Source organism: Corynebacterium nasorum (genome assembly GCF_022347325.1).
In the GTDB taxonomy this organism is placed as follows: domain Bacteria; phylum Actinomycetota; class Actinomycetes; order Mycobacteriales; family Mycobacteriaceae; genus Corynebacterium; species Corynebacterium kefirresidentii.
Window position 1 is genome coordinate 14,797 of sequence record NZ_JAKRDU010000010.1, and the last position, 24,565, is coordinate 39,361.

The 24,565-nt window shown below is 57.9% G+C and carries 26 protein-coding genes and 3 tRNA genes; 15 read left to right on the forward strand and 14 right to left on the reverse strand.

Going from position 1 to position 24,565, the window contains the following annotated elements; translation table 11 throughout:
- Positions 1 to 21: 21 nt before the first annotated feature.
- The 4 genes from yidC to rpmH are packed head-to-tail and all read right to left on the reverse strand — an operon-like array spanning position 22 to position 1,785.
- Positions 22 to 999, reverse strand: coding sequence for a membrane protein insertase YidC (yidC, locus tag MHK05_RS08590; RefSeq protein WP_239206128.1), 978 nt, complete (start codon positions 997 to 999; stop codon positions 22 to 24).
- A 13-nt stretch (positions 1,000 to 1,012) separates the two neighbouring features.
- Positions 1,013 to 1,228, reverse strand: a complete 216-nt coding sequence (yidD, locus tag MHK05_RS08595) for a membrane protein insertion efficiency factor YidD (RefSeq protein ID WP_239206130.1) — start codon at positions 1,226 to 1,228, stop codon at positions 1,013 to 1,015.
- 47 nt (positions 1,229 to 1,275) lie between these two features.
- On the reverse strand, positions 1,276 to 1,638 hold the full coding sequence (gene rnpA, locus MHK05_RS08600; RefSeq protein WP_239206132.1) for a ribonuclease P protein component: 363 nt from the start codon (positions 1,636 to 1,638) through the stop codon (positions 1,276 to 1,278).
- Positions 1,639 to 1,641: 3 nt separating this feature from the next.
- On the reverse strand, positions 1,642 to 1,785 hold the full coding sequence (gene rpmH / locus MHK05_RS08605; RefSeq protein ID WP_003847033.1) for a 50S ribosomal protein L34: 144 nt from the start codon (positions 1,783 to 1,785) through the stop codon (positions 1,642 to 1,644).
- A gap of 669 nt (positions 1,786 to 2,454) precedes the next feature.
- On the opposite strand from rpmH, the gene dnaA reads away from it, so the two are divergent.
- From dnaA to gyrB, 5 genes are all read left to right on the forward strand, one after another.
- A complete protein-coding gene (dnaA, locus tag MHK05_RS08610; RefSeq protein WP_239206134.1) occupies positions 2,455 to 4,092 on the forward strand; it encodes a chromosomal replication initiator protein DnaA in 1,638 nt (545 codons plus the stop codon).
- 699 nt (positions 4,093 to 4,791) lie between these two features.
- Positions 4,792 to 5,973 carry a DNA polymerase III subunit beta gene (gene dnaN, locus MHK05_RS08615; RefSeq protein WP_200288484.1) on the forward strand — a complete coding sequence of 394 codons (1,182 nt, stop codon included), beginning with the start codon at positions 4,792 to 4,794 and terminating at the stop codon, positions 5,971 to 5,973.
- Positions 5,973 to 7,166, forward strand: a complete 1,194-nt coding sequence (gene recF / locus MHK05_RS08620; RefSeq protein WP_239206136.1) for a DNA replication/repair protein RecF — start codon at positions 5,973 to 5,975, stop codon at positions 7,164 to 7,166. The genes dnaN and recF overlap by 1 nt, the downstream gene beginning before the upstream one ends.
- Positions 7,159 to 7,728, forward strand: a complete 570-nt coding sequence (locus tag MHK05_RS08625; protein ID WP_034655616.1) for a DciA family protein — start codon at positions 7,159 to 7,161, stop codon at positions 7,726 to 7,728. The genes recF and MHK05_RS08625 overlap by 8 nt, the downstream gene beginning before the upstream one ends.
- Before the next feature lie 157 nt (positions 7,729 to 7,885).
- Positions 7,886 to 9,955 carry a DNA topoisomerase (ATP-hydrolyzing) subunit B gene (gyrB, locus tag MHK05_RS08630; protein ID WP_023020202.1) on the forward strand — a complete coding sequence of 690 codons (2,070 nt, stop codon included), beginning with the start codon at positions 7,886 to 7,888 and terminating at the stop codon, positions 9,953 to 9,955.
- A 69-nt stretch (positions 9,956 to 10,024) separates the two neighbouring features.
- Here the strand turns inward: gyrB and MHK05_RS08635 are convergent, their stop codons facing one another.
- From MHK05_RS08635 to MHK05_RS08655, 5 genes are read right to left on the reverse strand one after another with little or no spacing between them, the layout of a single operon-like run.
- Positions 10,025 to 11,500, reverse strand: a complete 1,476-nt coding sequence (locus tag MHK05_RS08635; protein WP_239206138.1) for an MFS transporter — start codon at positions 11,498 to 11,500, stop codon at positions 10,025 to 10,027.
- A 42-nt stretch (positions 11,501 to 11,542) separates the two neighbouring features.
- On the reverse strand, positions 11,543 to 11,980 hold the full coding sequence (locus MHK05_RS08640) for a DUF6918 family protein (protein WP_239206140.1): 438 nt from the start codon (positions 11,978 to 11,980) through the stop codon (positions 11,543 to 11,545).
- A gap of 20 nt (positions 11,981 to 12,000) precedes the next feature.
- Entirely contained in the window at positions 12,001 to 12,357 is a 357-nt protein-coding gene (locus MHK05_RS08645; RefSeq protein WP_023020205.1) for a hypothetical protein, read from the reverse strand.
- A 37-nt stretch (positions 12,358 to 12,394) separates the two neighbouring features.
- Positions 12,395 to 12,655: a hypothetical protein gene (locus MHK05_RS08650; RefSeq protein WP_023020206.1), complete on the reverse strand. Its 261-nt coding sequence runs from the start codon at positions 12,653 to 12,655 to the stop codon at positions 12,395 to 12,397.
- Between the two features lie 6 nt (positions 12,656 to 12,661).
- Complete coding sequence (locus tag MHK05_RS08655; RefSeq protein WP_034655619.1) at positions 12,662 to 12,883, reverse strand: hypothetical protein; 222 nt, start codon at positions 12,881 to 12,883, stop codon at positions 12,662 to 12,664.
- A 78-nt stretch (positions 12,884 to 12,961) separates the two neighbouring features.
- On the opposite strand from MHK05_RS08655, the gene gyrA reads away from it, so the two are divergent.
- The 6 genes from gyrA (at position 12,962) to MHK05_RS08685 (ending at position 17,319) form a co-directional block, all read left to right on the forward strand.
- Positions 12,962 to 15,514 carry a DNA gyrase subunit A gene (gene gyrA, locus MHK05_RS08660; RefSeq protein ID WP_023020208.1) on the forward strand — a complete coding sequence of 851 codons (2,553 nt, stop codon included), beginning with the start codon at positions 12,962 to 12,964 and terminating at the stop codon, positions 15,512 to 15,514.
- 3 nt (positions 15,515 to 15,517) lie between these two features.
- Positions 15,518 to 15,856 (forward strand): DUF3566 domain-containing protein, encoded by a 339-nt coding sequence (locus MHK05_RS08665; protein WP_023020209.1) that lies wholly within the window; start codon positions 15,518 to 15,520, stop codon positions 15,854 to 15,856.
- A gap of 162 nt (positions 15,857 to 16,018) precedes the next feature.
- Positions 16,019 to 16,095: transfer RNA gene (locus tag MHK05_RS08670), tRNA-Ile, on the forward strand.
- Positions 16,096 to 16,104: 9 nt separating this feature from the next.
- Positions 16,105 to 16,177: transfer RNA gene (locus MHK05_RS08675), tRNA-Ala, on the forward strand.
- Between the two features lie 161 nt (positions 16,178 to 16,338).
- Positions 16,339 to 16,767, forward strand: coding sequence for an MmcQ/YjbR family DNA-binding protein (locus MHK05_RS08680; RefSeq protein WP_239206142.1), 429 nt, complete (start codon positions 16,339 to 16,341; stop codon positions 16,765 to 16,767).
- Between the two features lie 66 nt (positions 16,768 to 16,833).
- Positions 16,834 to 17,319 carry a MarR family winged helix-turn-helix transcriptional regulator gene (locus MHK05_RS08685; RefSeq protein WP_023020211.1) on the forward strand — a complete coding sequence of 162 codons (486 nt, stop codon included), beginning with the start codon at positions 16,834 to 16,836 and terminating at the stop codon, positions 17,317 to 17,319.
- 12 nt (positions 17,320 to 17,331) lie between these two features.
- Here MHK05_RS08685 and MHK05_RS08690 read toward each other — a convergent pair whose 3' ends face one another.
- Complete coding sequence (locus MHK05_RS08690; RefSeq protein WP_239206144.1) at positions 17,332 to 17,880, reverse strand: DNA-3-methyladenine glycosylase; 549 nt, start codon at positions 17,878 to 17,880, stop codon at positions 17,332 to 17,334.
- Positions 17,880 to 18,743 (reverse strand): polysaccharide deacetylase family protein, encoded by an 864-nt coding sequence (locus MHK05_RS08695; protein WP_239206146.1) that lies wholly within the window; start codon positions 18,741 to 18,743, stop codon positions 17,880 to 17,882. Before MHK05_RS08695 ends, MHK05_RS08690 begins: the two co-directional genes overlap by 1 nt.
- A gap of 167 nt (positions 18,744 to 18,910) precedes the next feature.
- Here MHK05_RS08695 and MHK05_RS08700 point away from each other — a divergent pair.
- Positions 18,911 to 18,983: transfer RNA gene (locus MHK05_RS08700), tRNA-Ala, on the forward strand.
- Between the two features lie 208 nt (positions 18,984 to 19,191).
- Entirely contained in the window at positions 19,192 to 19,440 is a 249-nt protein-coding gene (locus MHK05_RS08705; protein ID WP_005329702.1) for a hypothetical protein, read from the forward strand.
- Here MHK05_RS08705 and MHK05_RS08710 read toward each other — a convergent pair.
- The 3 genes from MHK05_RS08710 to MHK05_RS08720 form a co-directional block, all read right to left on the reverse strand.
- Positions 19,437 to 19,907, reverse strand: coding sequence for a GNAT family N-acetyltransferase (locus MHK05_RS08710; RefSeq protein WP_049358521.1), 471 nt, complete (start codon positions 19,905 to 19,907; stop codon positions 19,437 to 19,439). The two genes, MHK05_RS08705 and MHK05_RS08710, sit on opposite strands and share 4 nt — an antisense overlap.
- 97 nt (positions 19,908 to 20,004) lie before the next feature.
- Positions 20,005 to 20,208 (reverse strand): hypothetical protein, encoded by a 204-nt coding sequence (locus MHK05_RS08715; RefSeq protein ID WP_005326240.1) that lies wholly within the window; start codon positions 20,206 to 20,208, stop codon positions 20,005 to 20,007.
- Positions 20,209 to 20,341: 133 nt separating this feature from the next.
- Entirely contained in the window at positions 20,342 to 21,079 is a 738-nt protein-coding gene (locus MHK05_RS08720; RefSeq protein ID WP_023020215.1) for a hypothetical protein, read from the reverse strand.
- Positions 21,080 to 21,361: 282 nt separating this feature from the next.
- Between MHK05_RS08720 and MHK05_RS08725 the strand changes: the two genes are divergently transcribed.
- Together MHK05_RS08725 and metE are read left to right on the forward strand one after the other, a co-directional pair.
- Positions 21,362 to 22,294: a methylenetetrahydrofolate reductase gene (locus MHK05_RS08725; RefSeq protein ID WP_239206148.1), complete on the forward strand. Its 933-nt coding sequence runs from the start codon at positions 21,362 to 21,364 to the stop codon at positions 22,292 to 22,294.
- Positions 22,281 to 24,551, forward strand: a complete 2,271-nt coding sequence (gene metE / locus MHK05_RS08730) for a 5-methyltetrahydropteroyltriglutamate--homocysteine S-methyltransferase (protein WP_239206150.1) — start codon at positions 22,281 to 22,283, stop codon at positions 24,549 to 24,551. The genes MHK05_RS08725 and metE overlap by 14 nt, the downstream gene beginning before the upstream one ends.
- Positions 24,552 to 24,565 lie beyond the last annotated feature (14 nt).

Genomic DNA, 24,565 nt, shown 5'->3' on the forward strand with positions numbered 1-24,565 from the left:
CGATGGGGTTCTCCTCCGTGTTTATTTGTTTTTGCGCTGTTTCTTGGTGCGGTTGTCCTTCTTGCGGGCACCCGGCTTAGGTGCGGAAGTGCGCTTGGCCTCAGCCTTCGCGGCTTCCTCTTCTTCTTCCTCGCGGTCCATCTTGGCATAGACGATGCGGGTTTGGAAGAAGGTCCAGACCGTATTGGCCATCATGTAGAACAGCAAACCGATTGGCCAGATGAAGCCGGAGAAGATCAACATGGCTGGCATGACCCAGAGCATCATCTTGGACATCATGGCCATTTGCTGCTGCATCATTTCCGCATTCTGGCCCTGTGGCGCTTGGGTCTTACCGGCGGCGCGGCGCTGTTCCTGGCGGTTTAGGCTCATGCGGGCGTTGAAGTGCGTCATGACCGCAATGATGGCGATCATCGGAACGATGATTACGGCGGCCTGGCTGGTGGTTACGCCCTCCACAATCGGCGAGTTCAAGCGCAGGTTGGTGACCAGCGGGACATCGAAAATCTTGGCATCCAAGAACTGCTGGACCAGGTCCGGCTTAAAGATGTAGTTTGCGGTATTAGCGTTTTCCTCAATGGACATTGGATCGCCGCTGGGGTGGCCAATGCCACCGGCTACTGCAACGGTGCGGTCGAAGGAGCGCAGTACGTGGAACAAACCAACGAACATTGGAATCTGCACGAATACCGGCAGGCAGCCGGCCATTGGACGAACGCCAGATTCCTTGTAGACCTTCTGCATTTCCTGTGCAGCCTTGGTCTGATCGTTGCCGTACTTCGCACGGATTTCCTGCACCTTAGGCTGGATTTCCTGCATTTTGCGCGAGGAACGAATCTGGCTGATAGTCGGCTTGACCATCAGCGCCTTAAGCGTCCAGGTCAGCAGCACAATGGCCAGAATCCACGTAATGCCCCAGGATGGGTCCATTACGAGGGAAAGCAGCCAGTGCCAGAACCATAAAACGGCCGAAATTGGCCAATAAATGAAATTAAGCACGAGTGTTTAATCCTCAGTTGTTGTTGGTATCCGGAACCGGATCAAATCCGCCCGGATGCCAGGGGCCACATTTGCAGACCCTGGCAATTGCCATCGCCGTACCCTTCAATGCGCCATGTTTGGATAGCGCTTCAAGGGCATAAGCACTGCATGTCGGTTCAAACCGACAGGTCGATACCATCTTAAGGCCAGAGACATGTTTTTGGTAGAAACGAACCACTTTGACCATTGGTGTGGCCAATCCTCTGGCTGGGGGAATTTCCTCCCCGCGGGAATTTAGATATCCCATTGCTTGCGCAGTGCTTTAGCAAGATCTTTTTCTAATTGCTCACTGCTAGCAGTGGCGCTAGCGGGCAGTGCACGAATGACCACATCCACGCTGGCAGGCAGCTTGGGAATGAAAGTCATGCACACATGGCGAAGCCGTCGGGAGGTGCCGTGGCGAACCACTGCATTCCCGACGGCTTTAGAAACAATTAAGCCAAAGCGCGGCCCAGTGGCTGCGATTTCGGCTTCCTTGTCCGTACCTGCGTTATCGCGCGCATGCACGACTACCGTACGAGTGCCCGCCCGGCGACTGCCCTTCATCGTGCGCCGAAACTGTGTCGGCGATGTGAGCTTGTGCTGGGCCGGAAGCATAACTTACGCAGTCAGCTTTGCGCGGCCCTTCTTGCGACGAGCCGCAACGATTGCGCGACCTGCACGAGTGCTCATGCGGGTGCGGAAACCGTGCTTACGAGCACGACGACGGTTGTTCGGCTGGAACGTGCGCTTACCCTTTGCCACGTTAATTCTCCTTGAAGTTGTGCGTAGGCACACCACCGCTAACAGCGGCGCACCCACTGATGATTAGATTCCATGAACCTGACGCATCACAGTCTCTCCGGTGCACGGCGAGCCGACGGGCCCAGCCAGTGCGAGGTGACGCTGTCACTTTCACGCGCAACTCTTTGTTGCAATAGACCATGCCAGATTACGTGATTTCTGCCGCTAGAAACAAATCGACACCCGGGTACACCCGAAATTACATAAATGTTGTTTCCTGCAGCTAGGCGGCCAGATTCCGGGCTCTTACTGCGCCGAATCCACCGCACTGGAGGACCTATCCAGATCGGCGTCCAGGGGGTGAATTTTTCTCACTAGACACACCCGCCGCTTCGGCGGTACAACAGAAGAATCAAATTCCACAGCCAAGCCTGGCATGTGGATAACTCTAAATCAGCGCTTGAGACTTTTGCAGTTTCCGCAGCTTAACGCCATAAACCGGCCAATGAAGAGTTATCCACAGCCATGAACTAAGCTGTGAATAACTCTTTCATCCACACCTGTGGATAACTCTGTGGAGATCGAGGTGACTCGATAAAAACCACTGTGAAAACCACGGTGGAATCCACGGTGAAAATTGTTATTCAATGTCCACCCGTTCCCGACTAAATTCCACAAAGGTAGCCTGTTGTGACTGACCCACAAGCGAACCTGCATGCCATTTGGCGCGCGGTCGTTGATGACCTGCTCGCACAATCCGAGCAACCCAATTCCGAGGTCCCTAGTTTTTCCCATTCACAACGCCTTTACCTCCAACTGGTCCGCCCCATCATGATGGTCGAGGGCTACACCCTCGTTGCCGCCGAGAACCTCGACGCCAAAAATGTGGTCGAAAATGAATTGGGCGAGTACATCGCCAAGGCCTTAACCCGACACCTCGGACGTCCCTGCTCCTTCGCGGTTACCTTGGCTACTCCGCAAGAACCACAACCACCAGCCACAGAGCCTTCTCCCCAGGCAGCTCCCCCGCAACAGCAGCAGGCTCCGCAAGCGCAACAACCCCAGCGCACGGAGCCTCCCCAGAACTACATTCCGCGCCCGCAACACTCTGATACCGGTTCACAACCGGCACCCGCCCAAAACAACTGGCAATCCAGCCATGCCCCAGCCAGCTTGGATGAGCTTGCCCAGCACTATAACCAGCAGCAGGCGCAGTCCGCGGGAAATTTCACCGATGCTAGCTCTAATTCCGCTCGCATCCCGCGCGAGGCTCCGGCACATGATCCCAACCGTGAAACTTCACTGAATCCGAAGCACACCTTCGATAGCTTCGTTATCGGGTCTTCGAATCGTTTTGCCAATGGTGCAGCCGTTGCCGTGGCCGAAAATCCCGCCCGTGCATATAACCCACTATTCATCTGGGGTGGCTCTGGTCTAGGCAAAACGCACCTTTTGCACGCCGCTGGTAATTACGCCCAGGTGCTGCACCCGGGTTTGCGCGTGAAATATGTGTCTTCGGAAGAATTTACGAATGACTATATTAATTCGCTGCGTGATGACCGCCAGGAATCCTTCAAACGGCGCTACCGCAATCTCGACATCTTGATGGTCGATGATATCCAGTTCTTGGAGGGCAAAGAATCCACCCAGGAAGAGTTCTTCCATACTTTCAATGCGCTGCACCAAGCCAATAAGCAGATCATTTTGTCTTCGGACCGCCCGCCGAAGCAGCTGACAACGCTGGAGGATCGCCTCCGCACGCGCTTTGAAGGCGGTCTTATTACCGATATTCAGCCACCAGATCTGGAAACGCGCATCGCGATTTTGATGAAGAAGGCGGCAAATGACGGCACCGAGGTGGATCGCTCCGTGCTTGAGCTCATTGCCTCGCGCTTTGAATCTTCCATTCGCGAGCTCGAAGGCGCACTTATCCGTGTTTCGGCCTATTCCTCTTTGGTAGATGAGCCAATCAACGTAGAGATGGCGGAAATCGCATTGCGCGATTTGGCCCCGGATTCCGCTGATCGAAAGATTACCGCTACCTCAATCATGGAGGTCACGGCAGACTTCTTCGATATTGATGTAGAAACTCTGCGCGGCGCCGGCAAGAAGCGCGCGGTAGCGCATGCTCGCCAGCTGGCAATGTATTTGTGCCGCGAGCTTACCGAGCTATCCCTGCCCAAGATCGGTGAACAGTTCGGCGGTAAGGACCACACCACCGTCATTTATGCCGATCGCAAAATCCGCAAAGAGATGACTGAAAAGCGCAATACCTATGACGAGATCCAGGCGCTTACCCAACGCATCAAGAATCGCAGTCGCGCCTAAGTCTTAGCGTGCTGCCTCAGCGCTCTCCTTTATATAAGGAGGGCGCTTTTGTTTTCCCGATCCCGCTTCCCAGATTTCGCCGGGGTCACTTGGGGTTGAAACGAGCTAGAAAGCTAGACAGAATCCTCCACGCCGCACCGGCACACCCGTGTAATTTCACAAATAAGGCCCGAAACCCTCTAAAAAGAGCCGTTTATCTGCAAGAAAAGTTATCCACAGCGTTATTCACACTTGTGTAATTTCAACTTTGTAATTCATAGATCTTACTCACAGTTTTTAATTCCACAGGCCTTGTGCTGGGAGAACCACCCTGTGATCAGTGTTGTGTGTAGATCAGTGATCAAATGACAAAACCTGTGGATAAAACGGCGATCCCACTAGTTGTCCACAATTCACCCCGATTGATCACAGTAAGATCACAAGATTTGCCACACCCCGGATCTGCGCCATGAACTTGTCATTTACCTAGTTACCCACAGATCCCACACCGCTTATTACTACTACTAAATTATTTCTCTGATCTGTATAGAAGAAAGAGGGTGTGTGGAATTCGGCCCGCCCCGCCTCCGGCCAGGCGCGGATCGAGCGGGCAAAGATGGAATTACACGTTGTGGCGCACCGCGCCCAATGCGGTAAGTTGGAAGCCAGTCTTTTGTAAGTAACAAATTTCCTACTTGCCTCAGAGGAGCTCTTCGCACCATGGATGAAGCCGTGTCATTTCGCGTTGCCAAAGATGACCTTGCCAACGCCGTAGCGTGGGTTGCTCGCAGCCTGCCTTCCAAGGTCACTCAGCCCGTGCTTCGCGCGATGTTGATCACTGCGGATGACAATGGTCTTGAGTTCACCGGCTTCGATTATGAGGTCTCTACCCGCGTCCGCATCGCCGGCATGGTGGATGAGCCCGGACAGATTGCGGTAGCCGGCAAGCTCCTCTCCGATATCGTTGCTTCTTTGCCCAACAAGGAAGTAGAGATCTCCCAGGTAGATTCCAAGGCACTGGTTACTTGTGGTTCCTCTCGCTTCGAGCTGCCACTGATCCCACTGGATGATTACCCTCAGCTTCCGGTATTGCCAGAGGTTACGGGCACTATCCAGCCACAGCTTTTCGTCGAGGCCATCCACCAGGTCGCTGCCGCAGCCGGCAAGGATGACACCCTGCCTATGCTCACCGGTGTACACATGGATATCCATGGCAAAGACATTGAGATGACGGCAACGGACCGTTTCCGTCTGGCCATGCGCACCTTGGAATGGGAACCCAAGTCCCCGAACGTGGAAGCCAAGCTCCTGGTGCCTGCTAAGACCCTCCAGGAAACCGGCCGTTCCTTGGATCCGCATCTCAACATTCCGGTAGAGATTGCCGTGGGCACCGATGACAATATTGGTGCCGATGGCCTCTTTGGCCTGCACGCGGATAATCGCGAAACCACCACGCGCATGCTGGATGCGGACTTCCCCAACGTGCAGCCACTGCTGCCGAAGAATCACACCAATATTGCCTCCATTGAGGTCGCCCCGCTGCAGGAAGCAATCCGTCGCGTCTCATTGCTGACGGATCGCAATGCGCAGATTCGCATGGAATTCGCCGATGGTCAGGTAACCCTATCTGCCGGCGCGGATGCCGGTAATGCGACCGAAACCTTGCCGTGCGCCTTCCATGGCCGCGATGAGTTTCTCATTGCCTTCAATCCGGGCTACCTCAAAGATGGCTTGGCCGTCATTAACACCGACCGCGTGGTCTTCGGCTTCACCGAGCCTTCCCGCCCAGCCATTATGATCCCAGAACCGGAAGAGCTGCCTGAGGCCGATGAAGATGGCAACTTCCCCACGCCGAAGACCAACTTCACCTACCTGCTCATGCCGGTTCGCCTGCCGGGCTAATGTACGTCAGGGATCTCGATGTTCGGGATTTTCGCTCATGGCCCGAACTTAATGTGCAGCTAGGGCCCGGGATCACCCTTTTTGTCGGGCGCAATGGCTTTGGCAAGACCAATATCGTCGAGGCCATTGGTTATACTGCCCATCTTTCCTCCCATCGCGTATCTCACGATGCACCGTTGGTGCGGCAGGGTGCCGATAGTGCACGGGTGTCTATTACCGCGGTGAACCAAGGCCGCGAGCTCACTACCCATTTGCTGATTAAACCCCACGCGGCCAATCAAGCGCAGATCAATCGCACGCGCCTGCGCAGCCCCCGTGAGCTGCTGGGCGTGGTAAAAACGGTGCTCTTTTCCCCGGAGGATTTGGCCTTGGTGCGCGGGGAGCCGGCTGGACGGCGCGCTTATCTCGATAGCATCATTGCCTCGCGGACTCCGCGCCTTGCGGGTGTAAAGGCCGACTATGACAAGGTACTCAAGCAGCGCAATGCCTTGCTGAAATCAGCCTCCGGCAGCCTGCGCCGCGGCTATTCCGATAGCGACGGTGCCGCCGCATTGGCTACCTTGGATACCTGGGATGCGCAGCTTGCCCGGCTCGGCGCCCAAGTAATCGCCGCGCGCCTTGCGCTTGTCGACGCCCTCTTGGACCACATCCCCGCCGCTTATTCCGGCCTGGCACCAGAATCGCGGCTGGCGCAGGTGGAATATAAGTCCACTATCGATACCTCGGATCGCGAGGTACTAGAGGCCGTCTTGCTTACCGAGTTGGCCACCGCCCGGCAGCGCGAGATTGAACGCGGCATTTCCCTGGTGGGCCCGCACCGCGACGATCTGGTGCTTAATCTGGGTGATCAGCCGGCCAAGGGCTTTGCCAGCCATGGTGAGACGTGGTCCTATGCCATTGCGCTGCGCCTGGCGGAGTTTAGTCTGCTGCGGCAAGAGGGAGGATCGGATCCGGTGCTCATTTTGGATGATGTATTTGCCGAGCTTGACGCCAAGCGCCGCAAGCAGCTTGTCCACCTGGCCGCCGAGGCCGAGCAGGTGCTCATTACCGCGGCGGTAGATGAGGACCTACCGGGGAACTTGGAACCCATCGTGCGCTACCGCGTGAGCGTGGAAGATACCGATACCGGCCGCATCTCCAAGCTCAGCGCTGAGGATGCCGTTGAGGATGGGGATGGTGACAAGGATGAGTGAGGAACAAGGGGGCGTCGGCAAGCAGCGCATTGATCCTGTCACCCAGTACTTTAAATTGGTACGGTCCACCTCCAAGAACCCGCCGAAGCTAACCCGCCCTGTGCCGAAGATGCCGGTGCCCTCTCTAGAGAAGGCACAAAAGCAGGGGTATATGGGCTATCAACGGGGCATTCCTACGGGACCAGATGGCAGGAAGAAACGGCGAACGCTGGCGGTGCCGAGCCTGGGAGCCCAAATCAGCCGCGAGGTAGTCAATCGCGGCTGGGAGCACGACTTGGCCAATGGTTGGGTGATGGGTAATTGGGAGAATCTCGTGGGCGAGCGCATCGCCGCCCATACGCAGCCGCAACGGATTAAGGACAAGGTTGTCTATGTGTCCTGCGATAACTCCACCTGGGCTACGGAGCTGCGCTATCTGCAGCGACAAATCCTGCGGAAAATCTCTGACCGCCTAGGCCCGGATGTCATTGTTGAGCTGCGCATTCATGGGCCCAAGCAGCAGCGAAATTATGAGGGGCGGCAGTGGGTGAAACCACAAGGATCGCAAGATACGTATGGCTAATAGGTTGCACTTGGATCCGACCTTTAAATCCTAAATAACCTCAGAGCGCGCCAGATTCCTATCTCTCACGGGTGTGGGGTGTCTTTCAGTAGGGGGTATCCGTGTAGAATAGTTAAAGTCTTAGAATTAGCTATAGCCAAAAGGAGAGCACGAATCCGTGGCTGAAGAACACGCATATGATGCCGGGTCAATTACGATCCTGGAGGGCCTCGAGGCCGTCCGTAAGCGCCCCGGCATGTACATTGGTTCGACCGGTTCGCGCGGCCTGCACCACCTCATTTGGGAGATCGTTGATAACTCCGTCGATGAGGCTATGGCCGGCTACGCCGATAAGGTTACCGTCAAACTGCTGGAAGATGGCGGCGTCGAGGTCATCGATAATGGCCGTGGTATCCCGGTAGAAATGCACGCCTCCGGCGCACCTACCGTCCAAGTGGTCATGACGCAGCTGCACGCTGGCGGTAAATTCGACTCCGACTCCTACGCCGTATCTGGCGGCCTGCACGGCGTCGGCATTTCCGTGGTGAACGCACTTTCTACCCGCGTAGAAGCGGAAATTAAACGCGATGGTAAGCACTGGTATCAAAACTTCCAGAATGCCGTCCCGGATGATCTCGTTGAGGGCGGCAACGCCCGCGGCACGGGTACCAAAATCCGCTTCTGGGCGGATCCGGAAGTATTTGAAACTACCGAGTACGATTACGACATCATTGCTCGCCGCCTGCAGGAAATGGCCTTCCTGAATAAGGGCCTATCCATTGAGCTCATCGATGAGCGCGTTACCGAAGAGCAGATCGAGCTGGAAGAAATCGCCGATGCAGAATCCGGCGAGACCAGTGCGGATGAAACCTCCTTCGATGATGCCCCGGACGCTGGCGATACTTTCAACGAAGAATCCGGTGAAGCGGCGGAAGCTGCGGCGGAAAAGAAGCGCCGCAAGAAGATCACCTTCCACTACCCGGATGGCTTGACCGATTACGTCAAGTACCTCAATAAGTCCAAGACCGCGATCCACCCGACTATCGTTTCTTTCGATGCCAAGGGCGAAGATCATGAGGTGGAAGTAGCACTGCAGTGGAACCAGGGCTATAAGCAGTCCGTTCACACTTTTGCTAATACCATCAATACCCACGAGGGCGGCACGCACGAAGAAGGCTTCCGCGCGGCCCTAACCTCCTTGATGAACCGCTATGCCAAGGAGCATAAGCTCATCAAGGAAAAGGATGGCAACCTCTCCGGCGATGACTGCCGCGAGGGCTTGGCCGCCGTCATTTCCGTCAAGGTGGGCGATCCGCAGTTCGAGGGCCAGACCAAGACCAAGCTGGGCAATTCCGAAATCAAGGGCTTTGTCCAGCGTGCGGTGAACGAGCACGTCAATGACTGGTTCGATGCCAATCCGGCTGAGGCAAAGGCCATTATCAATAAGGCCGTGTCCTCCGCACATGCTCGCATGGCTGCCCGCAAGGCCCGCGAGATGGTGCGCCGCAAATCTGCCACCGATCTGGGCGGACTGCCCGGCAAGCTCGCGGATTGCCGCTCTAAGGACCCGAAGATTTCCGAGCTCTACATCGTGGAGGGTGACTCCGCAGGTGGTTCCGCTAAGGGCGGCCGTGATTCCATGTTCCAGGCCATCTTGCCTCTGCGCGGCAAGATCTTGAACGTGGAGAAGGCCCGCATGGATAAGGTCCTCAAGAATGCTGAGGTCCAGGCGATTATTACTGCACTGGGTACCGGTATCCACGAGGAATTCGACATCAAGAAGCTGCGCTACGACAAGATCGTGCTCATGGCCGATGCCGACGTCGACGGCCAGCACATTGCCACGCTGCTATTGACCCTGCTCTTCCGCTTCATGCCCCAGTTGGTTGAGGACGGACACGTGTACCTGGCTAACCCGCCGCTGTACAAGCTCAAGTGGTCCAAGGGCACTCCGGGCTATGCCTTTTCCGACGACGAGCGCGATAAGCTGCTGGCCGAGGGGCTGGAGCAAAACCGCAAGATCAACAAGGATGACGGCATCCAGCGCTACAAGGGTCTGGGCGAGATGAACGCCGCCGAGCTATGGGAAACTACGCTCGACCCGAGCACCCGCATCCTGCGCCGCGTGGATTTGGAAGACGCGCAGCGCGCCGATGAGCTCTTCTCCATCCTCATGGGTGACGATGTCTCGGCCCGCCGTTCCTTTATTACCCGCCGCGCCAAGGACGTCCGCTTCCTGGATATCTAAAGCGCAGCACAAAGCCCACCGTGGAATTTCCGCGGTGGGCTTTAATTGTGGCGTTTTAAAGCGCGATCCCTAGGCCTGGGAGCTGCGCTGATCCGCTACGGCGAATCCCAGGGAGGCAAGACACATGGACAGGATGACGCCGAAGCCGGCGACGATGGAAAGCGGCCAGTCCGCGTTCGTGCCGTGCAAGGTGGCAAAGACTATGGCTGTGATGACGGCAAGACCGATGGCCGTGCCGATGCGCTGGCCGGTCTGGAGGACAGCGCCCGACGATCCAGCGTAGGCCTGAGGGACATGTGCCAAGGTGAGCGTCTGGTTAGGGGAGATGACCGAGCCTTGCCCGCCGCCCACCAAGGAGAGCGACAGGACCATCCACCATTCGCTGGTGCCCCATTGCTCGGTGGCCCAGATGAGCGCAATGGTGGAAACGAGCCCGGAGATGGTCACCATCATGCCGATAACCACGACCTTGCGGCCGTGGACGGACACTGACCGGCCGGCCAGTGTGGCAGAAATAGAGCTCAACAAAGCGGCTGGAATGCCTACGGATCCGGCAGCGAGGGCGGAGTGCCCGAGACCGCTTTGGAAGTAGAGCGCGACGAGCACCCAAATGCTGGTAATACCCATAAACCACAAGGTGGCGATGATGGTGCCATTGCGAAAGCTCGCAGTAGCAAAGATATTAAGATCCACCATTGGTGGATGACCGGTGGCCTTGTGTCGTCGCTCCCACAGCACCCATGCCACCAGTAAAAACGCGCCCAGGAGCAGCAGCCACCACACGCCAGGTGTTCCAGAAGACTCCATGAAGGGGAAGAGGATGGCCCACACGGCGGCGCCAAGGATCACAGCACCAATGGGATCAAGGGTGGCTAGGGTCTTGAAAATTCCCAGTTTATTGCCCATTTCATCGCGTACACGAGAAAACAGCGGCCGCGGAAACCACATCAATCCCAAGATGATGGCAATAAGGCCGACGGGGAAATTGACCAGCATGGTCAACCGCCAGCCCAGGTCTGCGCCACCCAGGCGTATGAGCAAGCCGCCAAGTACCGGTCCAATGGCCACGGCGAGGCCCACCGTGGAGCCAAAATAGCCGAAGGCGCGGGCCCGCTCGGGGCCGCGGAAGTACTGCTGGATCATGCCCACGCCCTGGGGATTAAGCAGGCCAGCACCTATGCCTTGGATAAAGCGGGCGGCATTGAGTGCCTCAGCATTAGGGGCAAAACCGGCGACTGCGGCGCTGATGGAATAGATAGCGATGACAGCTAGAAAGATGCCGCCGCGGCCGACGAGATCTCCGGCGCGGCCGGCCGCCACGAGGATGACGCCGAAAGTGAGCGCATAGCCGGAGAGCACCCATTGCACATCCGAATTAGAGGCCCCTAAACCCGATTGAATAGAGGGCAGGGCCACATTAACAATGGATACGCTCAGCAGCGACATAAAAAGCGCCGTGAGCAAAACGATAAGTACCCGCCAGCGAGCGGGATCTTGGCCGGCGGGGTACTCGGTCTGGTTAGCTGCGGAAGTAGTCACTTCCACACTTATACCTGGCGTTTAGAAGGCGATTCAACTGCCGGGAATCTACATATGCTTCTGCAGCACGCGGCCGAAATCCGGAACCGCAGGGGTGAGGAATTTCGAAGCTTTAGCGCGCAGGGAGTTATAAGGCTTGGATAGTGCGGGGGAGTTGACCTGCTCGGCATGCTTATCGGCTACCGCCATGATGGCATCACTGACCTCGGCGCTGCGCGGCTCTAGGAAGGAACCGAAATCCTGCTCAGAGCTGCTTTCAAACTCTTGCCAGTGCGGGTCCATAGCGTCGAGGACATCCGGTAGCACGCGGCCTAGCGCCTTGGTGATGATGGCGGAGTCGACCTTCTTTGCGGCGGCGACGGCGCCCTTCAGCGCCATGCCGGTAATGCCCGATTGCTTGGCGACGACCCCCTCAACCAGTTCGCCACAATCGCTAATCACCGCAGTGCGCTGCGGACCTGACATAAGTTCAGAAAGATGTCCCATGCTGCACCACCTTACGCGAGTTAAGCCGGCTGTCCCGGCAGGCCAGGGAGGTTGGCCTGAATGGCAGCAATCTGATCGGCGATCTGGCCCAAGCCAGCATCGCGGGCTGCCTTTTCCAGATCCACGTTGGGGGAGTAGAGGGCCACGGCGCTGGCCAGGGCGGTGACGCCCGCGGCCGCTGCGGTGATGATCAACGTGAGATCCAGTTGGGAAGAACCGGTAGAGGAACCACCAGTCTGGCCCTGTTCAAATTCCGGATTTACCTCGTCTTTCCAGGAATCCGCCTCAGCTGCAGTAGCGGTAGGAGCAGTGACGGCGGTGGCAGCTAGGGCAACGGCCGTAAGGCTCGATACGGCGATCTTCTTGACGTGGGACATGGTGCTAGTTCCTTCCTTGGGTCACTCTTCCCAAAACTTAGGCAACTTCTTTAACACTAAGGTAGACGCGCACGGTGAACTTTGCGAACTCTGCGTTATACCCGCTCAGCGCCGGAACGCGGGCTAAAACCTCCGCCATAGCGCGGGCGGCATCGCGGTGGCTATCGTGGATGGCTATTCCTTCCACCTTGGCAGTGCTGGCCGCCGCAGCGGCCGCAAGAGCAGCAAAATTGGTGACGCGGACGTTAAAGCGCGCGCAAAACTCGCGTGCCAAAAGGTAGAGCTGTTCGGTACTCATGATCACCTAGGACTGCGTGGGCCGGGCGCGGCGGATTTCCGCCTCCAGCTCAGCGCGGCCGGGGAGGAGGGCGCGGGCGGTGGATTGCACGTGGGCGTCGGCAAGCGTGCGGGCTGCCGCCGCAACAACAGCGCGCACCACCGCCTCGTGCTTGGAGGTGCCCTGCGCGGAAGCCAGTAGCGTGAGCGCGTGATCCTGTTCGGCCGTAAGCCGCAATGTCATTGCCATGCCTCAGTGATACCACGGTGATACCATGCGTGCGGCAATTCGGGCCCTGAAAGGCGCTAAAGGGTAGAATCTGGCGTTATGAGTGACAATAACGACGATCTTTTTGATCGCATATTTCCCATTGACATTAATGAGGAGATGGAGTCGAGCTACATCGACTACGCCATGTCCGTCATCGTCGGCCGTGCCCTGCCGGAGGTGCGCGATGGACTAAAGCCGGTGCACCGCCGCATCCTCTACGCGATGTTCGATTCCGGTTACCGGCCGGAGCGCGGCTACGTAAAGTCCGCCCGCCCGGTCTCGGACACCATGGGTCAGTTCCACCCGCACGGTGACTCCGCCATTTATGACACCTTGGTGCGCTTGGCCCAGTCCTGGAATATGCGCTACCCACTGGTGGATGGCCAGGGTAACTTCGGCTCCCGCGGTAACGATGGCCCAGCAGCAATGCGTTATACGGAGTGTAAGCTCACCCCGCTGGCCATGGAGATGGTGCGCGATATCCGCGAAAACACCGTTGATTTCTCGCCCAACTACGATGGCAAAACCAGCGAGCCGGACGTACTGCCGTCCCGCGTTCCAAACCTGCTGATGAACGGTTCGGGCGGCATTGCCGTGGGTATGGCCACCAATATCCCGCCGCATAACCTCAACGAGCTGGCTGAGGCCATCTACTGGCTACTAGATAACCCAGACGCCGATGAAGAGGCTGCGCTGGAAGCCTGCATGGAACGCGTCAAGGGCCCGGATTTCCCCACCGCGGGCCTCATCGTGGGCGATCAGGGCATCAAGGATGCCTACACCACCGGCCGCGGATCCATCCGTATGCGCGGCGTGACCTCCATCGAGGAATCTGGATCCCGCCAGACCATTGTGATTACCGAGCTGCCGTTCCAGGTCAACCCGGATAACCTCATCTCCAATATCGCGGAGTCCGTGGCCAGCGGCAAGATCGCGGGTATTTCCAAGATTGAGGATGAGTCCTCCGACCGCGTTGGCATGCGCATCGTCGTCACCCTCAAGCGCGACGCCGTGGCCCGCGTGGTGCTCAATAACCTCTACAAGCATTCCCAGCTGCAGACGTCCTTCGGTGCCAACATGCTCTCCATTGTCGATGGCGTGCCGCGCACTCTCCGCCTGGATCAGATGCTGCGCTACTACGTGGAGCACCAGATCGAGGTCATCGTTCGCCGCACCCAGTACCGCCTGAATGAGGCCGAAAAGCGCGCCCACATCTTGCGCGGTTTGGTCAAGGCACTGGACATGCTCGATGAGGTCATCGCCCTTATTCGCCGTTCGCCCACCGTGGACGAAGCGCGCGAGGGCTTGAAGGAGCTTCTCGACGTCGACGATATCCAGGCCGATGCCATCCTGGCCATGCAGCTACGCAAGCTGGCTGCCCTGGAGCGCCAAAAGATCATCGATGAATTGGCGGAAATCGAGCGCGAGATCGCTGATCTGAAGGATATCCTCGCCCGCGAGGAGCGCCAGCGCCAGATTGTCCACGATGAGCTGGCAGAGATCGTCGATAAGTATGGCGATGAACGCCGCACCGAAATCATTCCGGCAACCGGCGATGTGACCGATGAGGATCTTATCGCCCGCGAAAACGTTGTAGTCACCATTACTTCCACGGGCTACGCTAAGCGCACCAAGGTGGATTCCTACAAGGCGCAAAAGCGTGGTGGCAAGGGCGTACGCGGCGCTGAGCTCAAGCAGGACGATATTGTCAAGAACTTCTTCGTCTGCTCCACTCACGACTGGATCTTGTTCTTTACCAACTTCGGCCGTGTTTACCGCCTCAAGGCCTATGAGCTGCCAGAGGGCGGTCGCGCCGCACGCGGCCAACACGTGGCTAACCTGCTGGAATTCCAGCCGGAAGAAAAGATCGCGCAGGTCATCCAGATTCAGTCCTACGAGGACGCTCCTTACCTGGTCCTCGCCACCCAGCAGGGCCGCGTAAAGAAGTCCCGCCTAACCGATTATGAGTCCGCGCGTTCCGCTGGCCTTATCGCCATCAACCTCAACGAGGGCGATGCGCTCATCGGCGCACAGCTCGTCTCCGAGGGCGATGACATCCTGCTTACCTCCGAGCAGGGCCAAGCCATCCGCTTTACTGCCGATGACGACCAGTTGCGCCCCATGGGCCGCGCTACCGCCGGTGTGAAGGGCATGCGCTTCCGCGGCGATGACCAGCTGCTATCCATGTCCGTGGTCCACGATGGCGAATTCCTCTTGGTTGCCACCTCCGGCGGCTACGGTAAGCGCACCGCTATCGAGGAATACACTACGCAGGGCCGCGGTGGCCTGGGTGTCATGACCTTCAAGTACACCCCGAAGCGCGGCAAGCTAATCGGCGCCATCTCTGTGGATGAGGATGATGAAATCTTCGCCATTACCTCCGCCGGCGGCGTCATCCGCACCGAGGTGGACCAGATTCGTCCGTCCTCCCGTGCCACGATGGGCGTGCGCTTGGTCAACCTGGGTGACGATGTCGAACTGCTTGCCATCGACCGCAACGTCGAAGAAGATGGTGAGGAAGACGCTCAGGCCGTGGCTAAGGGCGAAAAGACCGTGGATGAGGTCCAGCAGGAACACAAGGCTGGCGATGCTTCCAAGGATGAGGAGTAATTAATGGCACGACGAGACATAACGATTACGCGAATCTCGCCTATCTCGGCATTCCGCGTCGGTCTGGCCCTGTCACTCGTCGGACTGATCGCCTGGATGCTGGCCGTATGCCTGCTTTATATTGGCCTGAACCAGGTGGGGATTTGGGAATCGCTCAATAGCCTCGTCGGCGGCGTCGGCGGCGGATTCGAGGTCACCTTCGGTGTCGTCATCTCCGCCTCCGCGCTCATCGGCGTTATTTTCGCCGTTCTCCTTACATTGCTGGCTCCCCTGATGGCGGTTATTTATAACGCCATCGTGGACGTCTTTGGCGGCCTGCGAGTCGACCTAGACAACCGCTAGCGCCTCTCTCACCCTAGAGGATGCCGGCACCTTCGGGTGCCGGCCTTTTCTTCTATCAGCACGAATCTTCCCCTTTTTGTTTAGTGGTATGAAATGCTTCTTGAGCAGGCGATTTGTATAAATCCGGGGATAGTATGTAGAGTTAATTCTCGTTCCGCACAAGGGCCTATAGCTCAGTCGGTTAGAGCGCATCGCTGATAACGATGAGGTCGCTGGTTCGATTCCAGCTAGGCCCACCACGGAACAATGGGGCATTAGCTCAATTGGTAGAGCATCTGCTTTGCAAGCAGAAGGTCAGGAGTTCGATTCTCCTATGCTCCACAGCATGAAGTCCGGCTTCCTCTTCGGAGGGGCCGGACATTTTCTATTTCCGCGGTCGTTCCCAAGTGCTCTAAGAAGTGACACAATGGCGAGCACTCCACTCGGATCACCATTTTCGTCCATATAAACCGGCAAAACCGTCGACGAAAATTGAGGTGTGGATGGACGATATCGTTGAAGACAGCACTAAGGCAGTCTCGAAGAGGGAGCCGATGATGGATGGCAGTGGCATCTACACAGTGGCACGGCAGCGCGCCGAAGAGATGCTCGGCTCGCAGGTACAGCATCCTTTCGGGCCCGACTGGGAAGTATTCAAAGTACGCGGCAAAATTTTCCTGTTACTGACAGCGGTGACAGGTCAACAGCAAATGATCATTAAGGCCGAGCCGGAGGACTGCCAAGCGCTACAGCAGCAGTATCCGTTCATTGCACCGGGCTACCACATGAATAAGCGGCATTGGGTTTCCGTCTACCCACACGCAGAACTGCACCAACAGCTGATAGAGGAGTTAGTCACGGATTCCTATCGTTTGGTGGCGGAGAAGCTGCCAAGAAGGCAGCGGCCGATCGATACGTCCTTTGGGCACTAAGGTCTTTGCGTTTAGGGCAGTGATGAGTCACTTTAGAATTAAAGCCAAGTTGATAGAATAAATCCCATGACCGAGCGCGATGACTACTGGCTAAATGATGAAGAACTCGCATCATTTATGTCCCTAATGAGCGTAAATATTCGCTTGACCAATATTTTGGATGCTCAGCTGCGCGATGACGCAGGCCTGAGCTTTTTTGAATATACGGTGCTCTCTCGACTATCTGAGGCGGAAAATCGCGAGATGCGTATGCGTGATCTGGCGATTACCGCCAATGGATCTTTGTCCCGCTTGAGCCAGGTCGTTACGCGCCTAGAAAAGCAAGGGTGGGTCGTGCGCCAGCCGTGCCCGACTGACGGCCGCACCACCATGGCACAGCTGACGGATAGCGGCTGGGATAAGGTAGTAGAGACCGCGCCTGGACACGCTAAGCAGGCTCGGAAGTCCGTAATGGATAACCTGACCCGCACGCAGATCCGCCAGATGCTGCAGATCAATCAGCGGATCATAAAGGCCATCGAAAATGATGAGCGCTATGGTGGGCGCTATTAGTCAGCTTCCTCGTTACTTTTTGGGATAGCCGCGGCGGCCCGAGACGGTTTTATCGAAAGGGATCCAAAACCGCAGGGCCGCTTCCTTGTTTTTCGAGATGCCGATGCGCGGTCCGCGTACCCATTCTGGTTCGGAGGTTCGCTCAACAATCTGAATTGGTTGGTGGTTATCTTCCAGCGTGAAGCCTAAGGCCTTGCCCAAGTTTCCTGGCCCGCGGGCAAGATTATGAAAATCGGTGGTGCCGCGGCGGGCGAAGGCGATATCGGCACCCTCGATGATTTCGCCGCCGCGCAGCAGGCAGCCTTGGCCGGTGCCATCAGGGGCGCAGACGATATTGACGTTGCGGTGGATACCATAAGAAATATAGACGTAGAACTTACCCGGCGGACCGAACATGGCCGCATTGCGCGGGGTCTTTCCTTTAAAGGTATGTGCAGCGGAATCCTCGGCACCGAGGTAAGCCTCAACCTCCGTGAGGCGGATGCTTACCCCGGCATGGGTGAGGGTGCAGCCGAGGAGTTGGGGAGCGACGGCGTCGGCAGTCAGGGCAAAATCAATCATTAACCACGAGCGTAGTAGCGCTTACCTGCCACAGGGGTGCGCAGGAGGCGATCCAAGCTCACGGGCTCGAGGCCCTTCGCGCGCAGGCCGTCGATAACGCAATCGGCGGCGTCCACGGTGGTGGGGTGGATATCGTGCATCAACACAATGGAGCCGGCGCGGGCGCCTTGGACGGCCGCGGAGCACACATGGTCGGAGTTGCGGTCCTTCCAATCCACGGTGTCGACGTCCCACAACGCTTGGGAGACGCCCTTATCGCGGGTGGCCTGATCAACGGTGGCGTTGGTCGCGCCATAGGGCGGGCGTACCCAGCGCGTGCCTTGGCCGGTGGCCTTTTTGATGGCGGCATTGCCGGCGTCGATTTCCTGGGATACCTGGTCATAGGACAGGGTGTTGAGCTGGCGGTGGCTCTTGGTGTGGTTGCCGATGGTGTGGCCCTCGGCCTTCATGCGCTTGAGCAGCTCAGGATGCTGATATGCGTTGGGGGCTAGCACCATGAAGCTTGCGTGCGCGTTCTTTGCCTTGAGCTTGTCCAGTAGGCGGTTGGTCTCGGCACCGGGGCCGTCGTCATAGGTGATAGCTACGCAATTGGCACAGTCGACGCTACCTTCGCTGCGCGGCTGCGGCTTCTTTGGAGCTGGGGCGGCGGGTGCCTTCTTCCCGGGGGCAGAGTGTGGAAATGCCTGGGAGCTGAAGTCTTCGACCTGTGCGCGGGCATCCTCGATGCGATGGTTGATTTCTCCTTGAATATCCGCGCTTGAAGACGCAGGCAATCGCGGGATTTGCGGTAACTGTGCATGAGCGGCTGCTGGCATGGCGGCGGCAATAAGCACGGTGAGTGCAGAGGTGAGGATGCGGCGCATAGTGTTCCTAAAAATGAGGGAAAGTGGACATGATGTGCCCATGACCCTAGCGCCCGAATGTAACCAAAGTGATAGGACATGCCTAAAGTGTCCAAAGTGATTTGAGTGGTTCAGGTTTTAAGCGGTTTGTGGTTGCTTCGGCTGCGGTAGTAAAGTGTGTAGGCACTGGGGCATTAGCTCAATTGGTAGAGCATCTGCTTTGCAAGCAGAAGGTCAGGAGTTCGATTCTCCTATGCTCCACAGCATGAAGTCCGGTTTCCTCTTCGGAGGGCGCCGGACTTTTCTCTGCGCAAGGGCAGCTAGGGGGCGATGTCGCGATTTTTCGATGTAAACTCCATTTTTGTCGGCGGAAATGGCAGGGATGTACGCGCACGGTCGCGGGGAGGAAACTTTAAGTACAGTAAGTGGGGAATTATTACTATTACGCGAAACCATTAGGAGACTAACCATGGCCGCCAACGTTCGCTACAACGATCCCTTTACCTCCACAGAGAAGAAAGTTTCGGCGCCGGAGGGCGCAGAATACGTTGTGGTGCGCAAACGTGGCGAGGCCGCAGTGGATGGCGAGGTCATGAGCTTTCACGGCACTCGCGAAGAGGCGCGCGAGGCGGTCATGGCCGGGCTGACCGAGGAGTTTAAGACGGCCGTGGATAATGAGCCGATTTACGTTACGCACGCCCGCCTGCGCTCGCTTTAGAAGCGTTTCAGCATCACAAAGTGTCCCTCGTGGCTGCCCACGTGTTCAAAGCCGAGGTGCTCATAGAGCCCCTTGGCGCGGGGATTATCGGGGTGGACGGCTAGCGAGATGCCGGGGGCATGCAGGGTGTGGGCGAGGGAAATAGCGGCGTCGATAAGCGCGGTGGCAATGCCCTGTCCCTTATAGCGGGCCTCAACCGCGATGGCGAGCTCCGGAATGGCGGGCTCGACAAAGCCAAATCCGTGGTTGTCCTCCGTGCCCCAATTGAGCCACACGCCACCGGCCGGGACAAGCTCCTCCCAGGCGATGAAACCGCCCTGGTTGGGATCCCAATTTTCCACGTAGAAGGCAAAATCAGCGGCGAAGTCAGGGGAGAGCTCGCCGTGCTCGTCGCCGAAAGTATCGGTGAGGAAGTTGAGGCGGGCGAGATAGGTGCGGTCAGATTCTTGGGTTGCGCGAAGTTCCATGGAATCCACGATAGTCGCCAGTGGTGCACACGGGGTACGCATGCGAAAATCCCCTCCGCACAGGCCAGTGACCTGTGGGAAGGGATGTGGCTGCCGCTTAGGCGAGGTGGTAATTGCGGACGTCGTGACCGTTAAACTCGCGCTCGATACCGGCCTCGTCTACGGAGTGGAAAGTGGTTCCGTTATCGATGGCGAAGCGCAGGTTATCCACGCGAGAGGAAGGGTCTTTAGACACCGCACCCGCTGGGAAGTAGTACGTTGAACCGTCTTTGAGCTTGACGGTGAGGGACTCAAAGCTCATTGTTCATCTCCTTGTAGAAAGATCCCTAATGTGGGAATTCAATCAAGAGATTTTTGTCTAAGCAAAGAAATGAGATCTAGGCAACGCTGAATATACCCCCACGGCGGGGTGGAAAGCGTATTTATTCCTTGACCTACAGGCGGTGCTTGCCCTCGTTTTGGTGGTCATCGGTAATGCGGGTGGTATCGGCTGGCTGAGCTGCTTCTTCTTCGCGGTGCTTGGCCAGCTGCTCGTCGATGGAACCCAGCAGTTCCTCATCGCGTACAGCGCCTTCCTCAACGAGGTCAGACTGGGTGTCATTCTCGCTGGTGGAGGTGTAGACCAAGGTGGACTCAGGGGCGGTGTGGGAGGCGGACTGGAAGTCGTCCACGCGCGGTGGGGTCTGGGATGGCTTGTCGTTGGAGCGCAGCCAGTAGTAGGCGGCACCGGCCGCGGCGGAAAGCACAGCGATAATGCCGGCGAAGATCCAGCCCTTGGAGGACTTCTGCTTCTTCTGTTTCTTGGCTACCTTGGCGGACTTCTTCTTGAGGTTCTTCTGCGCCTTCTGAGAATCCTTTTTGGCCTGCTTGCGGGCCTTCTTAGCCTTCTTGGTGGCCTCTTCCTTGGCGTCGTTCAGGCGCTCGGTGGCGTCCTCGCGGTAGTTGTTGAACTCCTCCAGGGCGCGCTCGAGGCGGGAGTGTGCGGCGCGGGTGACGGCGCCCGCTTGGCGGCGGGACTCGGCGAAGCTGCCGTTATCGCGCTCGTCCATCTTCTGCGCGGCCTCCTCCAGGGCGGTGTAGGCTTCGCGGGACTTTTCTTCGCGGTAGTTGTTGAACTGGCTCCACAGGTTCGATGCGGTCTTGAAGGCCACGTTCAGTGTCGTGGGGTTCATGGGGTGGAACACTCCTTAACTCAGATTTATCAATTCGCTTTCACCCAGCATAGTGACGTGTCGGGTGGTGTACCACCGTGAGCGCGAGGGCGTGCAGGGGGAACGCGCCAGAAATAGACCGCTTGGTTCAGAATATACGATTATTATTCAGTCAATTTTTCGCCAACCTCGCAGTTTGCAGGCTTGCAATGGTAATACCATTGCAAAATCGCTACCGCGCAAACTGAACAGCTTGGTACGTTTTTCTCAACACACCGACGACGACCAGCAAAGGAGGTGACCATGAGCCCGCGACTTTCGGCTTCCGCGCCCTTGGATTATGAAAGCGAAGAGGAATCCCATGTGCCTGAGCGCCTCGCCCTTTCCTTCGAGGTAATCCCACCGCGCCACGATGCCGATGCCGCCAAGATCGACTGCCTGCTAGAGGTCCTGGAAAGCTATCACCCCGATTACATCGCGGTAACCAGTTCCCAGCGCTCCGGCTGGCTAGAGGGAACCGCGGCCTTCATTGAGAAAATCTCGCAGAACACCTCTATGCGCCCGCTGGCGCACCTGGCGTGCACGGCCGGCTCGCGCGACGAGCTCATCGGGTGGATTAATCGCTTAGTAGATGCCGGAGTGCGTGGCCTGCTAGCTCTGCGCGGTGACCTCCCCGAAGGGGGCATGCCAGAGCACTACCTCCAGCATGCCGATGAACTGGTTCGCCTCATCCGGGAATTGGAGAGCCACCAAGCGGCCCGCTTTGCTGCCGGCCGACTCGCTGTAAGTGTGGCGTGCTATCCCAGCGGCCATGCTGAATCCAAAAACGAGGACGAGGACTTTGACGTCCTGCTCAATAAGCAGCGCCTTGGCGCGGACTTCGCCATCACCCAACTCTTTTTTGATGCCGAGGATTTCCTCCGCTTCGCCCAAAGGGCGGAGTTGGCCGGGGTGAAAATCCCCCTCATTCCGGGGATTATGCCCATGACCAGCCTGCGCCGGTTGGAACGAATGGGGCAGCTGTCCGGGCTGGCCGTACCCGAAAGGGTGCGCACTCGGCTCGCGGCAGCGAAAACCCCAGAAGAGGAATACGAAATCGGCATGGAGCTTACCGCCCAATTGGCCCGCACCATCGTGGCCGGCGGCGCGGAAGGCCTCCATATCTATACCCACAACAATCCCGACATTACCCAAGACCTGTTATCTCGAATCGGAGTAAGCAATGACGAACACTAATTTCCCCAAGGCGACGATTGAGGGCTACCCTCGCGTCGGCGCTAACCGCGAGCTCAAGCGCGCGCTGGAATTCTATTGGGCCGGCCGCATCGATGCAGAGACCTTTGAGTCTGCCGCTCATTCCCTGCGCTTGGATACCTATAACCGCTTGCGCGACCTCGGTCTTACTGAGGACTATGCCATTCCAGCCGACGTCGCTTACTACGACCAGGTGCTCGAGACCGCACTGACCGTGGGCGCCGTAGCCGGCGAGACCCTGGATGATGAGTTCACCTTGGCTCGTGGCAATAAGGACACCGCGCCGCTAGAGATGACTAAGTGGTTCGATACCAACTACCACTACATCGTCCCGGAAATCTCCGATGACCAGGACTTTAAGGCGCACCCACAGCGCGTTATCAAGCTGGTGGAAGAAGCCCGCGCAGCTGGCCACACCGTGCGCCCATACCTCGTCGGCCCGGTTACCCTGCTGGCGCTGTCCAAGCAGGCCGAGGGCGCTACCAAGTCCCCGCTTGACCGCTTGGATGATGCCGTCAAGGCCTACCAGGAGGTACTGGCCGAGCTGGATAAATCCGGTGTGAAGTGGGTACAGCTAGCTGAGCCTGCCCTGGTAGCGGACCTGACCGTTGCCACTGATGAGGAGCTTGCCGCCCACATCAAGAGCGCCTATGAGGCCATCTTGGGTGCGGACAACCGTCCGCAAGTCTACCTCACCACCCCTTATGGCTCCGCGCGCAAGGGCCTTGAGGTCTTGGCGGAACTTAAGCCAGAGGCCGTCCAGGTGGATCTGTCCGTGGGCACCTTGGCTCTCGATGAGGGCTACCTTGAGCGCGTGAAGAAGCTGAACTCGCACGTGGTTGCTGGGCTTATCGACGGCCGCAATGTCTGGGCCGCCAACCTACGTGACCTGCGCTCCAAGTACGAGGACCTAGAGGGAAGCCTTGACTCCCTTTCTGTGTCTACCTCCGTATCCCTGCAGCATGTGCCGCACACCGTGGAGGCAGAAACCAAGCTGCCGGCCGACGTCGCCACCTGGTTCTCCTTTGCCAATGAGAAAGTCAAGGAAGTCGTAGCCCTCTCCCAGGGCCCACTGGAAGCGCCGGAGGCGTACAACATCAGCGACCGCGCGGTGCGCACCCGTGCTGACTCTGAACGTATCCACAATGTGGCGGTGAAGGCGCGCATCGAGAAGCTGCCGGCCGGCGAGGTCAAGCGCGAGCCTGCCTTTGCCGAGCGCAACGAGGCGCAAAAGGAACTCGGCTTGCCGCAGCTGCCGACTACCACCATTGGTTCATTCCCACAGACCAAGGAAATCCGCCAAGCGCGTGCGGCGCACCGCAAGGGCGAGCTTTCCGACGCCGATTACAACGCCGCCCTCAAGGATGAGGTCAAGTCCGTCATCGAGCTGCAAGAGCGCCTCGGCCTCGATGTACTTGTACACGGCGAGCCAGAGCGCAATGATATGGTCCAGTACTTTGCCGAGCTGCTCGATGGTTTCGTAACCACCGAAAACGGCTGGGTCCAGTCTTATGGCTCCCGCTGCACCCGCCCGCCAATAGTCGTAGGCGACATCTCCCGCCCGGCTGCGATGACCACCGAGTGGTCCAAGTACGCCCAGTCGCTCTCGGAGCACCACGTCAAGGGCATGCTTACCGGCCCGGTGACTATCCTGGCCTGGTCCTTCGTGCGTGATGACGTCCACCAGTCCATCTCTGCGGACCAGCTCGGCGTCGCGCTGGCGGATGAGGTCCGAGACTTGGAAGAGGCCGGCATCGACATCATTCAGATCGATGAACCCGCCTTGCGTGAACTGCTGCCTTTGCGTGAGGAAGACCGCAAGGCCTACCTGGACTGGGCCGTGCGCTCCTTCCGCCTCGTTGCACTCGAGGCCAAGCCGACCACCCAGATCCACACCCACCTGTGTTACTCCGAGTTCGGCCAAATCATCGATGCCGTTGCCGGCCTCGATGCCGATGTCACCTCCATCGAGGCGGCTCGCTCCCGCATGGAACTGCTCGAAGATATCGACGAGACCTTCCATTCCGAGATTGGCCCGGGCATCTACGATATCCACTCCCCACGCGTGCCCTCCGTGGCGGAGATGGCCGAGCTCATCCGCGCCGCGCTCAAGCACGTGCCGGTCGAGCGCCTGTGGGTTAACCCGGACTGTGGCCTGAAGACCCGCGGCTACGAGGAGACCGAAGCCTCCCTGCGCAATATGGTGCTGGCTCGCGATGAGGTACGTGATTCCCTCTAAGGCCTCGTAACCCC

Coding starts and splice junctions, on each gene's coding strand:
- yidD (WP_239206130.1), bottom strand. CDS start 1,228: ATGGTCAAAGTGGTTCGTTTCTACCAAAAACATGTCTCTGGCCTTAAG.
- rnpA (WP_239206132.1), bottom strand. CDS start 1,638: ATGCTTCCGGCCCAGCACAAGCTCACATCGCCGACACAGTTTCGGCGC.
- dnaN (WP_200288484.1), top strand. CDS start 4,792: ATGGATGAAGCCGTGTCATTTCGCGTTGCCAAAGATGACCTTGCCAAC.
- recF (WP_239206136.1), top strand. CDS start 5,973: ATGTACGTCAGGGATCTCGATGTTCGGGATTTTCGCTCATGGCCCGAA.
- MHK05_RS08625 (WP_034655616.1), top strand. CDS start 7,159: ATGAGTGAGGAACAAGGGGGCGTCGGCAAGCAGCGCATTGATCCTGTC.
- MHK05_RS08640 (WP_239206140.1), bottom strand. CDS start 11,980: ATGGGACATCTTTCTGAACTTATGTCAGGTCCGCAGCGCACTGCGGTG.
- MHK05_RS08645 (WP_023020205.1), bottom strand. CDS start 12,357: ATGTCCCACGTCAAGAAGATCGCCGTATCGAGCCTTACGGCCGTTGCC.
- MHK05_RS08650 (WP_023020206.1), bottom strand. CDS start 12,655: ATGAGTACCGAACAGCTCTACCTTTTGGCACGCGAGTTTTGCGCGCGC.
- MHK05_RS08655 (WP_034655619.1), bottom strand. CDS start 12,883: ATGGCAATGACATTGCGGCTTACGGCCGAACAGGATCACGCGCTCACG.
- gyrA (WP_023020208.1), top strand. CDS start 12,962: ATGAGTGACAATAACGACGATCTTTTTGATCGCATATTTCCCATTGAC.
- MHK05_RS08665 (WP_023020209.1), top strand. CDS start 15,518: ATGGCACGACGAGACATAACGATTACGCGAATCTCGCCTATCTCGGCA.
- MHK05_RS08680 (WP_239206142.1), top strand. CDS start 16,339: ATGGACGATATCGTTGAAGACAGCACTAAGGCAGTCTCGAAGAGGGAG.
- MHK05_RS08685 (WP_023020211.1), top strand. CDS start 16,834: ATGACCGAGCGCGATGACTACTGGCTAAATGATGAAGAACTCGCATCA.
- MHK05_RS08690 (WP_239206144.1), bottom strand. CDS start 17,880: ATGATTGATTTTGCCCTGACTGCCGACGCCGTCGCTCCCCAACTCCTC.
- MHK05_RS08695 (WP_239206146.1), bottom strand. CDS start 18,743: ATGCGCCGCATCCTCACCTCTGCACTCACCGTGCTTATTGCCGCCGCC.
- MHK05_RS08705 (WP_005329702.1), top strand. CDS start 19,192: ATGGCCGCCAACGTTCGCTACAACGATCCCTTTACCTCCACAGAGAAG.
- MHK05_RS08710 (WP_049358521.1), bottom strand. CDS start 19,907: ATGGAACTTCGCGCAACCCAAGAATCTGACCGCACCTATCTCGCCCGC.
- MHK05_RS08715 (WP_005326240.1), bottom strand. CDS start 20,208: ATGAGCTTTGAGTCCCTCACCGTCAAGCTCAAAGACGGTTCAACGTAC.
- MHK05_RS08720 (WP_023020215.1), bottom strand. CDS start 21,079: ATGAACCCCACGACACTGAACGTGGCCTTCAAGACCGCATCGAACCTG.
- MHK05_RS08725 (WP_239206148.1), top strand. CDS start 21,362: ATGAGCCCGCGACTTTCGGCTTCCGCGCCCTTGGATTATGAAAGCGAA.
- metE (WP_239206150.1), top strand. CDS start 22,281: ATGACGAACACTAATTTCCCCAAGGCGACGATTGAGGGCTACCCTCGC.